Origin of the sequence: Acinetobacter sp. MF4642 (genome assembly GCF_002018925.1) — a bacterium.
In the GTDB taxonomy this organism is placed as follows: Bacteria; Pseudomonadota; Gammaproteobacteria; order Pseudomonadales; family Moraxellaceae; genus Acinetobacter; species Acinetobacter johnsonii.
In genome coordinates, this window is record NZ_MVON01000003.1 from 36,251 (window position 1) to 49,186 (window position 12,936).

Below are 12,936 nucleotides of genomic sequence, written 5' to 3' on the forward strand. Positions count from 1 at the left end.
TCAATATTTTTTGTGGTCTATGGACTGTATCAATATATCGATGTATACAGTCCAATTAAACCTAAAACAGTATTATTGTTTCGCTTTCATTCCATCTAGTTTTTTCAACACTTCCGCCACTGCCACCATCGCAAAGCTTGAAGTCACCACCACCGCAGAACCATAGCCACCACAGCGTAGGCCTGCACTTGGACACACATCTGCGCTGGAAAATGGATTATCGATGGAATAGACACAGCTAATGCCGAACTTTTCTTTTGGTTTTTTACAAATCCCCATGCCACGCAACTGAGTTCGAAGCTTTGCTAACATGGGATCTTGTTCGGTTTTAGACAGATCAGCCACTCGGATTTTCAATGGGTCGAGCTTACCCCCGGCTCCCCCTGAAACAATCAATGGGATCTTATTAAAACGACAGTGCAACATCAGTGCTAATTTAGCTTTGACGTCATCAATACAATCTAAAATTAAGTCTGGTCGATGTTCTAAAATTTCTTTGACATTTTCTGGGGTCAAATAGTCATCGATCAAATTGATTTTGATCCGTGGATTGATGGATCGACAACGCTCGGCCATCACTTCAATTTTTTCATGACCCAAGGTTGAGCTCATGGCTGGCAATTGACGGTTAATATTGGAAGCCGCAATCGAGTCCATATCAACCAGTGTTAATTCTCCAACGCCTGTACGCGCTAAAGCCTCGACTGCCCACGAACCTACACCACCAATTCCGATCACCATCACATGACTTTTTTCATAATATGAAAAGGCCTCGTCTCCATAAATTTTGGCTACACCAGCAAAACGGCGGTCATATTCATCATGTTGCAGATCAGTCATGCGTACATCTATATCGGTAAAATCGTGTTCATTTTACCTGAATACGACCTTGGATTGAATGTATCGCTACAAACAATAAAGCCCTGCTACTGACAGGACTTTATTACATTGAGATTAGGCTGCAATTAAATTACGCAGTACATAATGCAAAATACCGCCAGCTTTAAAGTATTCGACCTCATTCAAGGTATCAATACGGCACAACACTGTAAATTGGTCTTGGCTACCATCTTCTCGAAACACTTGAATTTCCAAGGTTTGATGCGGTTGGAGATCATCCGACAACCCATGAATCGAAAGCACTTCCCGACCTGTCAAATTTAAGAATTGGCGTGTTTGTCCATCGATAAATTGCAATGGCAATACACCCATACCAACCAAATTCGAACGATGAATTCGTTCAAAACTTTCGGCAATCACCGCTTTAACTCCCAATAAGTTCGTACCTTTGGCAGCCCAGTCACGTGATGAGCCTGTGCCATACTCTTTCCCAGCAATAATGATTAATGGCATATGTTGCTGCTGATAAAGCATAGAAGCATCATAAATCGGCAAGGTTTCTCCGGTTGGAATATAGATCGTGTTTCCACCTTCTTCACCGCCCAACATTTCATTCTTAATGCGGATATTGGCAAAAGTACCTCGCATCATCACTTCATGGTTCCCACGTCGAGACCCGTAAGAGTTGAAGTCTTTGGGTTCAACCCCTTGCTCTTGCAAATAGCGTCCCGCGGGGCTGTCTTTCTTGATATTACCCGCTGGGGAAATATGATCGGTGGTGACCGAGTCTCCAAGCACAGCCAAAATACGTGCCTGTTCAATATTGGTAATCGGTTTCGGTGGCTGATCTATCTCTTCAAAAAATGGCGGGTGGCGAATATAGGTTGAATTCTCTTGCCAAGCATAGGTCTGACTTTGAGGAATCTGAATCGCCTGCCATGCTGCATCACCATCAAATACTGCGGCATATTCTTTATGGAACATCGCGGTATTTACGCTCTGTAGCGCATGATCAATTTCAGCCTGACTCGGCCAAATATCTTTCAAATAGACTGCTTGCCCATCTTTGCCTAGACCAATCGGTTGTGTAGTCAAATCTGTACGGATATTGCCCGTCAAACCATAAGCCACCACCAAAGGCGGCGAAGCCAACCAGTTGGTTTTCACCAGAGGATGCACACGCCCTTCAAAGTTACGGTTGCCTGAAAGCACTGAAGCGACATTGAGATCATGGCACTGTATGGCTTCTTCAATCGGTTCAGGCAGTGGTCCAGAGTTCCCAATACACGTGGTACAGCCATAACCGACTAGGTTATAACCCAATTCATCCAAATACGGTGTTAAACCTGCCGCAGCCAAATAATCGGTCACGACTTTAGAACCAGGTGCAAGCGAACTTTTCACCCACGGTTTACGCTGTAGGCCTTTTTCAATGGCTTTTTTGGCGAGGAGTCCTGCAGCCAACATCACGCTCGGATTGGATGTATTGGTACATGAGGTGATGGCTGAAATCACCACATCACCATGATTCAAGGGATAGGATTTTCCATCAATGGTGCAAGATGGCTCCTCATGCGGTAGATTAGCTTTTTTAGCTTCAACAGCTGTGCCACCACCTTCATTTTCTAAACGCTCTTTCGCCTCTTTGGCGGGCTTTAGCGTTAGTTCCATCAAATCATGAAAAGTTTTAGGTACATCTGCTAGCAAGACACGATCTTGCGGACGTTTAGGGCCTGCCAAACTGGCCTGCACTGTGCTCATGTCCAAGCTCAACGTATCGGTAAAAACGGGTTCATCACCTGCATTTCGCCATAAGCCCTGCGCTTTACTATACGCTTCAACCAAATCAATCCGTTGCTGCTCACGACCCGTCAACGCTAAATAGGCCAAGGTCACGTCATCAATGGGGAAGAAACCACAGGTTGCACCATATTCAGGAGCCATATTGGCAATAGTTGCGCGGTCAGCCAAAGGCAAGTCAGCCAAACCATCGCCATAAAATTCGACAAATTTACCAACCACGCCTTTTTGGCGTAGCATTTGTGTGATGGTTAAAACCAAATCCGTTGCGGTAATACCTTCATTGAGTTTCCCTATGAGTTTGAAACCGATGACTTCAGGAATCAACATGGATACAGGCTGCCCGAGCATCGCCGCTTCAGCTTCAATCCCGCCAACACCCCAACCGAGCACGCCTAAGCCATTGATCATGGTGGTATGCGAATCTGTTCCCACCAAGGTATCAGGGAACGCAAAAGTTTGTCCCTCATCCTCCCCCAGCCATACCGCTTGAGCCAAATACTCTAAATTGACTTGGTGGCAAATTCCTGTACCGGGCGGGACAACGCTAAAGTTATTAAAGGCCGATTGTCCCCAACGCAGAAATTGATAGCGCTCACCATTGCGTTGCATTTCAATTTCGACATTTTCAGCAAAGGCATCTTTATCCGCAAAATGATCGACCATCACGGAATGGTCAATCACCAAATCGACAGGGGACAAGGGATTTATCAAATTCGGATCGCCACCCGCTTGTGCCATTGCGGCACGCATGGCAGCCAAGTCAACCACGGCAGGAACCCCTGTGAAATCCTGCATCAGCACACGTGCAGGCCGATATTGAATTTCTTGATCAGAGCTTCTGGTTTTTTGCCAATCGACTAGGGCTTGAATATGCTCTACTTTTACACTTTTTTGATCTTCAAAACGGAGTAAATTTTCGAGTAAGACCTTTAAAGACTTGGGTAATTGATCAATATTACCCAATGTTTGGGCGGCTTGAGGGAGGTTAAAAATTTGATAGGATTTTGCACCCACCATGAGTATTTGTAATGCATTGAAACTATTGATTTTGCTATATCTGGCCATTCGGTTGCCCTCCCAGTATTGGCGAATTTATTTATTATGATGTTCTTTCTTTAATGTAAGCCTGTTTAGAAAAGAATGTGTTCCCTTTTGGTTATCTTATTTTTATCGAGATTACTGTCTTATTCTTCTAAAATTTTAAATGTAACGCAGCCAATGAGTTCTGCCAGAGTTGGGCTGCTAGCGACCGCTCAGACTGATCCAGTGTCTGTGCGAGACTCTCCAAAACATAAGGTAAATTCACCGGTGTATTGCGGGTGCGATGCTCGGTCGATGTTTGACAACACAACGGTGTCATATCTGGACAGTCCGTTTCAATCACCAAATGTTCGCTACCAAGTGCTTGCACCACTTGATGCAATTTTTTGGCATTTGGATTAGTGATTTGCCCTGTCACCCCAATTTTAAAACCGAGTTTGACCAAGGCCTTGGCTTCTTCCACCCCACCACTAAAGGCATGAGCGATACCACCAAATTTGAATTTTTGGGCTTTTAAAATGGCAATGCTTTCTGCATGTGCTTTGCGAATATGTAATAACACTGGCTTTTGATATTGCTGAGCAAGTTCCAGTTGTTCAGAAAAATAAGATTGCTGCTTGGCGAAAAGTGCAGGCTGTTTATGCTCTTTTAAAAAGGTGTCTAAACCAATTTCACCCACAGCCACACAGTCCTGCTGCTGCAAAACCTGCTCTAAACGTTGTAAGTGTTCAGTCTGATGCTGTTCGATATAAAACGGATGTAAACCTGGGGCAAGATAAGAGCATGGAACATTCTTCCAGCTTTTTAATTGCTGATGGGTCTGAATCAGCGCATCAAATCGTGATTCAAGAAAACCAATAAGGACCAGTGCCTCTACCCCAACACATTTTGCTTGCTCGGCCAAATGCTGCCGATCAGTATCAAAATCGGCAACATCAAAATGAGTATGGGTGTCGAACAGAGGCAAGCTCATGCTTGATTAGCTCTTGGCTTCTGAAGCAGCCTGTGCGCTCTGTTTGGCTTTGGGTAAATACTCAGGCTTTAAAATTTTCTGGAGTTGATCATAGCCAAGAGTTAAGCGCGGTAAACCCACCACATAAGGGCCAATTTCATACTCGCCATATTGCAAAATCAGACCTTCAGTGCCCAAGTAATAATTGTTACTCAAGCTAAACTTCCACGCTTGCTCATATTCATCGACATTGGTCGCTAACTTAGAGTCCACAACCCAAGCACGAAAGGCTTCATGCGCTACTCTATTTAACGCCGCCTTCTGATTCGGCAACAATAGATCATCCAGACTCACCAGTTTTTGCTGCTTCAAGTCAAAATTATAATAATGCTGTGACGATGAACCATGTGCACCGCCTAAGTAGCTGCTGGTGTTCAACACCACCGTAGCCAAAGGATCTTTGGCATTTAGAATTTTCGGCTTAATCATCAAACTAATTTGATGGTTAGAACTTAAGGCTTTCAACTCTTGATCTAAACCCAGAAAAGCAGCCAAATAAGGTTGAACTTGTTTCTCTAATTTCAGTTTAGGGGTGAGGACTTGGCCCACTACCGCAGGTTCAGAACTTGCCGCCACAGCACTTGATGCCTCGGTAGCAGAACTGCTATGCATAGGCGAAATATCAATAATCTGCGATAAATCTTTCACAATTTGTTGATCAATAAAATCATCAATAAACGCTTGATTACTTTGCAAACGATCAATGTTTAATTCTGGGCAAGCATTGCCATCACATTCAGGTAATTCGAATTGTAATTTTTCGGTGTCACCGACCAGCTTTAAGGCGGTTTCTGCCTCTGAAGCTGCTGTGGTTTGCGTTGCAGGAGTTTGAGGCTCTTTATCTTTTGGTTGGCAGGCTGTCAAACTAATGGCAACTGCAAGTACGCTGATTGTAAATATTGTTTTGCTTTTTAACATATATAACCTATTACCTTGTGAAGCCAGCTCTTGCTTTGGCCAATGCACTAAAACAACTGGGTATAGACATCGGCTTTTAATATCTGTTGAGTTTGTGCTTTCGTCAAATAAATATCAAGCTGAGTGCCATCTTTTACAATCTCATGAGTCCGATAATGTAAACCGATGCCCTCTTGGTCAAAAAACCAATCTGCTTGCCCCCAGTACAACTTCGCTGGTGCAGATTTTCTCACTTCAGGTTCTTGTTTCTTCAGCCAGTCTTGATATGCATTTTGCACCAACACATTCATCGCCAGTTGCTGTTTCGGGTGAATTAAATCTAATAATGCCACCGCTTTTTGGTTTTTACGATCCGCAACAAAGAAATAATAACGTTCCTTAACATTTACATTCTCTTGATTGGTATCAACCCCAATTTGCATGAGCACAAACTGATTGCGCTGATACGGTATACGCGTATACATTGCCAAGCTATAAGCCTTGTTACCCTTGAATTCGGCTTGCCATGTATCCGACTTTTTCACATAGGCATTAATGGCTTGCTGTAAGCTCATGTCTTGTTTTAAGCCAATTTGATCTTGAATCACGCGAGCCTGACTTTTGGCAATCCATTGGTTTAACCACGGATCTGCCGTTGTTAAGCTTTGCAGATCCAACTCAATACAATTCTTGGTTTCACAAAATGGCTGTGCAATATCAGCAGCTTGTTGCTGAATATTCAAATACGGTAACACTTCAGCCTGCTCTGTTTTAAATGTCGAGCTTTTGGCATCTGCGTCTGTTTCAGATTTTTTAGAGGAGTCACATGCTGTCAATAAGACAGTCAAACTCACCAATATTGTATAAATAGCCTGTTTCTGCAACATGCGTCTTCCATGAAATTCATGATTAAAATAAAGTATCTTGCATAATAAAACAGCTTCACGAAGAAGCTGTTTTATTTTTTAAAATCCCGATTAGTGTTCACGGGTATTACGGAACACGATGTCTGGATAGCGCTCTTGCATCAATTGTAAGTTCACACGACTCGGTGCCAAATAGGTCAAGTGACCACCACCATCTACCGATAGTTGATCATGTGCTTTTTTCTTAAATTCATTGAATTTTTTGTCATCATCACATGACACCCAGCGCACAGTGTTAATACTCACAGGCTCGTAGACGCAGTCGACTTTGTATTCTTCTTTCAAACGGTATGCCACCACTTCAAACTGAAGCACACCTACCGCACCGACAATCAAGTCATTGCTATTTTGCGGCATGAAGACCTGTGTTGCACCTTCTTCTGAAAGTTCTTTTAAGCCTTTTTGTAACTGCTTCGATTTCAATGGATCTTTCAAACGTACACGGCGGAACATTTCAGGGGCGAAGTGCGGAATACCCGTAAATTGCAATTTTTCACCTGAGGTGAAGGTATCACCAATTTGAATCGTACCGTGGTTATGTAAACCAATAATGTCGCCCGGCCATGCTTCTTCTAGATGCTGGCGATCACCGGCTAAGAAAGTCAAAGCATCACTAATACGCACATCTTTATCTAGACGCACATGCTTCATTTTCAAACCTTTTTCATATTTGCCTGAACAAATACGCATAAAGGCAATACGGTCACGGTGTTTCGGGTCCATATTGGCTTGAATTTTAAAGACAAAGCCAGTAAAACCTTCTTCAGTTGCTTCAACCAAACGATTTTCTGTTGGGTGTGCTTTAGGTTCAGGCGCATAGTTGCTAAATGCATCTAACACATGGTCTACACCAAAGTTACCTAATGCTGTACCAAACAATACAGGCGTTTGACGACCCGCAAGGAACTCTATGCGGTCTAAAGGCTCATTGGCCATTTGCACCAACTCTAGAGACTCTTCAAATGCCGCCCAAGCCAGCTCACCGACTTTTTCACGTAAGTCTGGATAGTCATAACCATCACGGACTTCGATTTCGGTAATGGTTGAACCAAAACCTGCTTTATACACATAAAACTTTTCTTCGATCAGGTTAAACACCCCAGCGAAGTCACGACCTGTACCAAGCGGCCAAGTGATCGGCACACATTTGATTTTGAGAACGTTTTCAATTTCATCCAACAGCTCTAAAGGCTCACGGATTTCACGGTCCATTTTGTTCACAAACGAAATGATCGGTGTGTCACGCATACGACACACTTCCATCAGTTTCACAGTACGATCTTCGACACCTTTTGCACCATCGATCACCATCAAAGCTGAATCGACCGCCGTTAAGGTACGATACGTATCTTCAGAGAAGTCTTCATGTCCCGGCGTATCGAGTAGGTTGATCATCTTGTCTTTAAATGGAAACTGCATGACAGAGGTGGTGATCGAAATACCACGTTCTTTTTCCATTTCCATCCAGTCCGAAGTGGCTGCACGGTCCGATTTACGGCTTTTCACCATACCTGCAATCTGAATGGCCTGTCCCCACAACAGCAATTTTTCTGTCATGGTGGTCTTACCAGCATCGGGGTGGGAAATAATCGCAAAGGTGCGACGCTGCGCAACTTGCGCGGCTAATTCATTTTTAAACATAAATTAAATCTGCAATTGATCATAGCCCTCATGGTCGATACGACCACAAAGTCCTATAAAAGAAATTCTAAATTGGGCTAATTGTATCCGAATACCGCTTGAGCTTCTATTGTCTTTTATCGAGCGAAGCGAGAAAGCACCTCACGCCAAAGCGTTTCAATCAACGGCTTAATTGAAATAAGTTGACGATGTGTACTCAAACTCTTCTAAGCGCTTAACATCCATAGGCATACCCAACAAATAGCCTTGTAATTGCTGACAGCCTAACCGCGATAAAATTTCCATTTGCAAAGGACTTTCTACACCTTCTGCCGTCACGACTAAGCCTAAGCGAATCGCTAGATGAACAATACTTTCTAAGATCATTTCATCTTTTGAGCCAACAGTCAGCTCATGAATAAAACCGCGATCAATCTTCAACTCATCTACAGGTAGGTTTTTTAAATATAAAAAGCTAGAATGTCCTGTCCCAAAGTCATCAATCGCCAAACGAATCCCCATTTCACGTAAACGCTGTAAGGTACGAATGCTAGCTTCGATATGGTGCATGGCGGTACTTTCAGTGATTTCAATAATTAAATGATTTGGATTGACTTTATATTTATCAAAAAGATGCTCAAGATTATTAAATAAATGCTTATGCTCAAACTGCACCGCCGATAAATTCACGGCAATTGGATAGAGTTCAATTTTCTCTCGCTCCCAGATTTGCAGTTGTTTACAGGCTTGCTCCAGAGCCCAATACCCCATTTGGATAATCAACCCTGTTTTCTCCGCACCTTTAATAAACATATTGGGCGTCAACAAACCTAAAGTCGGATGTTTCCAGCGAATCAATGCCTCGACCCCACAAATCCGTTGATCTTGGATGGTAAATTTAGGCTGGTAATACAAAACAAACTGTTGTTCTTCTACGGCTTTATATAAGTCATTGATTAGCTTAGTTTGGCTTTTCGCTTCTTGTTGGTCAAAACTGTAGTTAAAAATAGAATAGGTATTTCTTCCCTGATATTTTGAGGTCAGCATCGCTGCATCGGCATTAATCAATAGATCTTGCAAATTACTACCATGCTCAGGATACATCGCAATACCAATACTCGCAGACACATTGATTTCTTTACCCGCAATCAAAAAGCTATCTTGAATCAACTCCAGCACGTGCTCCGCCATTTGGCACGCTTGCTCTGGAGTGGCCTGCTCCAGCACCATTAGAAACTCGTCCCCACCAATTCTGAGAATTTTTTCATTTTTACTTAAGTGGCGATAAATTCGTGTGGTCAGTTGAACCAATAATTGATCCCCAACATGGTGCCCAAAGACATCATTCACGGCTTTAAAGCGGTCTAAATCGATATACAAAAAGGCGATGCTTTCATTGCGGAAGCGGTGATCTGTAAACAAGAAATGGGCGTATTCTGCCAAATACAATCGATTGGGCAGCTTGGTTAAATTGTCCTGCACCGCCTGATTTGCCAACTCTTTATTGGCCAGAGAAAGTTGAATATTGCGCTCTTCTAAACGTTGTTCCAGCACCGCAACAACAAATGCTGCCACCAAAATCAAACAGGTAATAAAGATAACAACAAATAAAACGATGCTTTGACCTGCTTCAAGGGTCATGACCAGTTTATCACTATGGGTTGGATAGAACGAGACTGCAAGCATACCGGTATAATGCATACTCACGATGGTCAAGGCCATCATCGATGCGACACACCATTGGTACAACAGTTTCTTGCTGACCGCACTTTTATATTTAAAAATCAGCCAAAAGGTTAAACCCGACCCACTAATCGCAATCAAGATAGAGAACACTGTCAGCAAGGGATCATAAGCACTCTGATAGCCCTCAATAATCAGCCCTATCATACCGGTATAATGCATGCCTGAAATACCAAGCCCCATCAATACCGACCCCAAGACCAATCTTAAGAAAGGTAAGGTCTGACGCGTGGTCAACCAAATTGAAAAAACAGATGCAATAAAGGCAATAAAAAAAGAAAGAATCGTCAACGCAGGGTCAAAATAACTATGCGTCGGCAAATCACAAGCCAACATGCCCACAAAATGCATGGCCCAAATGGCACAGCCTAAGAAAAAACTACTGAGTAAAATTAAACCTGTTTGAAATTTTTTACGCCAAGCACGAAATAATAAGCGTTCGGTCGACACTGCAAAAAAACACGCCAACAATGCCACAACTATTGAACCTAATACCAAACTAAAATCGTAATGCACATGCATCATATAAAGTGTCCGTATTAATTGCTCTTTTTCTTCATTTATATATCCTTTTTATCAAAGGCGAAAAGCATTGCTACCCGATTAAGAATCTTATACAAATAGGTTCAGGTCAAGAAAAAAACATAGAAATCTTATTAGAATTTATAGATTTATTTTACCTTGAAGATCGGTTTGGCAACCCGCCAAACCTGCATTTGTGTTTTAAATCACAATTTAAATAAAAAGCCAGTCTAAACTGGCTTTTTAATATGTCTGCTCAAAGATTAAACTATTTTGCAGTGCCTTTTTGCAACTTGGCATAATCTAACAAGACATGTGCAGATTCAGTCACAAATGCTTCCTCTTCAGGCAATGCAGGACGCTGATTCGCTTTCATTTTAGCGCGTGCTTCAACCAAAGCTTCCATAGAAGCTTGATAGCTTTCCCAGTTTGCATAAGGCTTTTGTCCTGCAATCTGACGGCGCTTGTTTTCCGAATCTAAAGTCTGTTTTTCCAGTGCCAACAATTCAGCTTTACGTTGATCAATATCTAAAACCACACGTTTTTGATCTTCGGTCTTTTTCGAGATGTCTTTACGCTGTTCAAGATAGTTAAACTGTGGATCGACTTTAACGCGTGCTTGCGACAGCTCACCTAAACGTTTTACATACGGTGCAATACTGCCTTCACGTTTAAACGGTGCGGTTGGAATGGTGTCCCACTCAAGCGCATTTTTCGCTTTACGCTCACCAAACTCTTCATTGTAAATATCTACCAGCTTCACGTCTGGAATTACGCCTTTGTTTTGCGTACTGCCACCCGTTACACGGTAAAACTTACGTTGCGTTAGTGTCGCTTGACCATGCGCCAAGTTGTCAAGCTGAACTTGTGCCGTTCCTTTCCCTGTGGTGGTGCTACCAATCACAATGCCACGTTCATAGTCTTGAATCGCAGCAGAATAAATTTCGCTTGCAGACGCAGATGCTAAATTCACCATCACTGCCAGTGGACCTGCATAGGTCTGTGCACCATTGTCATCGTCTTCGAAAACGCTCACATTGCCGTTACCATCTCGAATTTGCACCACAGGACCTGACTTAATCACCTGCCCAAGCATACGAGCCACTTCTTCAAGTGAGCCCCCTGGGTTATTACGTAAGTCGATAATAATCCCTGATACATTTTTGGCCGCTAAAGTTTTCAGCGCATTGTTGGTATCTTCAGATACAGAACGATATTCCGTGCCCGCACGACGTGCACGATAGTTCAAATAGAAAGACGGAATCTCAATCACACCAAAGGTGTATTGTTGCCCATCGCGCGTCACATTCACAGTACGTGAACGTACCCCAGCATCTTCTTCTTGAATGACGTCACGGGTAATGGTCACATTACGCGCTTGGCTCATCGGTGCACCTGAACCGAGTAAGCGTATGGTAACTTTGGTACCGCGTTTACCACGGATTAAGCCCACAATTTCATTGCTCGGCCAACCGATCACATCCACCATTTTTTCGCCATCTTGCGCCACACCAATAATGCGGTCACCCGACTTCACCTGTCCAGACTTGCTCGCAGGACCACCTTCTACAATGGTTTCGATTTTGGTGTAGTCTTCATTGCCCCGTTCAGGTCGAATCGACACCCCAATCCCTTCAAGTTGCAAAGTCGTCTGGCGATTCAACTCCATTGCATCGACAGGTGGGAAATAGTTACTGTGCGGATCATATGTCAGCGTCATCGCATTGAGTGTTTTGTCTAACACATCATCACTTTTCACCCGTGAAATACGTTCTAACTGGCGCATATAACGCTTGGTTAAGGTTTGTACTGGGGTTAAATCTTCCGAGCTAGTGAGATCTTGTCCATTGGCCAATTCTGGGTTGGCTTTAAGCGCTTTTTGCTTCGCTAACTCTTCTTCTTTACTGATGGTCAAATTAATCAGCTGCGAAACCAGCATTTTGTTCCAATGCTGACGCTGCGCCGCTTCATTGGCAAAATACGGTGCCTTTTCACGATCCGTTTCGATATAAACGTTGGCTTGTTTTAAATTCTGCGGCTTTTTCAGCTCATCCAACATATAGGTATAAAACTGGGTCAAACGATCTCGATACTGTGCATGAATCGCATACGGCCCACTTAAGTCACCTGCTTTTAAAGCCGCACCTAAGTTTGAGCCATATTTACGCTTATAACTCTCTACTTCAGAGGCAAGAAACAACGAATGGTCTGGATCTAAACTGTCCAGATAGAAATCGAGAATACGTGCCGATGTTTTCGCATCTAAACGTTGATTGAGATAATGTTGACGGTCAACCAAGGTCGCCAGTTGACGAGACACCAAAGCCTGCTCCTGCGACGGAACAATAGCTTGTTTGGTTACAGCGGTAGTTTCAGTCGCTGCAATGGCTTCATTAATGGCATGGGTGAAAAAGAATCCACCCGTTGCAATTGCAACCGCACAAGCAATGGTTTGAAGTTTCATAAATAATTCTTAGTTCCTTGGTTTTTGACCAAAATTACAATGTCATTTTTCGACATGAATTGAGAATA

The 12,936-nt window shown here is 43.1% G+C and carries 8 protein-coding genes; all 8 read right to left on the reverse strand.

Annotation, left to right across the window (positions count from 1 at the left end; all coding sequences use genetic code 11):
- Positions 1-72: 72 nt before the first annotated feature.
- The 8 genes from MF4642_RS02400 to MF4642_RS02435 all read right to left on the reverse strand — a co-directional run bounded on the left by MF4642_RS02400 (position 73) and on the right by MF4642_RS02435 (position 12,868).
- A complete protein-coding gene (locus tag MF4642_RS02400; RefSeq protein ID WP_010325913.1) occupies positions 73-840 on the reverse strand; it encodes a ThiF family adenylyltransferase in 768 nt (255 codons plus the stop codon).
- Between the two features lie 114 nt (positions 841-954).
- On the reverse strand, positions 955-3,708 hold the full coding sequence (gene acnA, locus MF4642_RS02405) for an aconitate hydratase AcnA (RefSeq protein WP_078425183.1): 2,754 nt from the start codon (positions 3,706-3,708) through the stop codon (positions 955-957).
- A 127-nt stretch (positions 3,709-3,835) separates the two neighbouring features.
- Positions 3,836-4,651, reverse strand: a complete 816-nt coding sequence (locus MF4642_RS02410) for a TatD family hydrolase (protein ID WP_162494658.1) — start codon at positions 4,649-4,651, stop codon at positions 3,836-3,838.
- A 12-nt stretch (positions 4,652-4,663) separates the two neighbouring features.
- Positions 4,664-5,614: an RsiV family protein gene (locus tag MF4642_RS02415; RefSeq protein WP_078425185.1), complete on the reverse strand. Its 951-nt coding sequence runs from the start codon at positions 5,612-5,614 to the stop codon at positions 4,664-4,666.
- A gap of 47 nt (positions 5,615-5,661) precedes the next feature.
- Positions 5,662-6,480 (reverse strand): hypothetical protein, encoded by an 819-nt coding sequence (locus MF4642_RS02420; protein WP_078425186.1) that lies wholly within the window; start codon positions 6,478-6,480, stop codon positions 5,662-5,664.
- Between the two features lie 90 nt (positions 6,481-6,570).
- Positions 6,571-8,160 (reverse strand): peptide chain release factor 3, encoded by a 1,590-nt coding sequence (locus MF4642_RS02425; RefSeq protein WP_058868925.1) that lies wholly within the window; start codon positions 8,158-8,160, stop codon positions 6,571-6,573.
- Positions 8,161-8,328: 168 nt separating this feature from the next.
- Positions 8,329-10,407, reverse strand: a complete 2,079-nt coding sequence (locus MF4642_RS02430) for an EAL domain-containing protein (RefSeq protein ID WP_078425187.1) — start codon at positions 10,405-10,407, stop codon at positions 8,329-8,331.
- Between the two features lie 265 nt (positions 10,408-10,672).
- On the reverse strand, positions 10,673-12,868 hold the full coding sequence (locus tag MF4642_RS02435) for a carboxy terminal-processing peptidase (RefSeq protein WP_078425188.1): 2,196 nt from the start codon (positions 12,866-12,868) through the stop codon (positions 10,673-10,675).
- Positions 12,869-12,936 lie beyond the last annotated feature (68 nt).

What these genes read in the sequence shown, in the direction of transcription:
- MF4642_RS02400 (WP_010325913.1), bottom strand. Translation starts at nt 840, where the DNA reads ATGACTGATCTGCAACATGATGAATATGACCGCCGTTTTGCTGGTGTA.
- acnA (WP_078425183.1), bottom strand. Translation starts at nt 3,708, where the DNA reads ATGGCCAGATATAGCAAAATCAATAGTTTCAATGCATTACAAATACTC.
- MF4642_RS02415 (WP_078425185.1), bottom strand. Translation starts at nt 5,614, where the DNA reads ATGTTAAAAAGCAAAACAATATTTACAATCAGCGTACTTGCAGTTGCC.
- MF4642_RS02420 (WP_078425186.1), bottom strand. Translation starts at nt 6,480, where the DNA reads ATGTTGCAGAAACAGGCTATTTATACAATATTGGTGAGTTTGACTGTC.
- MF4642_RS02425 (WP_058868925.1), bottom strand. Translation starts at nt 8,160, where the DNA reads ATGTTTAAAAATGAATTAGCCGCGCAAGTTGCGCAGCGTCGCACCTTT.
- MF4642_RS02430 (WP_078425187.1), bottom strand. Translation starts at nt 10,407, where the DNA reads ATGATGCATGTGCATTACGATTTTAGTTTGGTATTAGGTTCAATAGTT.
- MF4642_RS02435 (WP_078425188.1), bottom strand. Translation starts at nt 12,868, where the DNA reads ATGAAACTTCAAACCATTGCTTGTGCGGTTGCAATTGCAACGGGTGGA.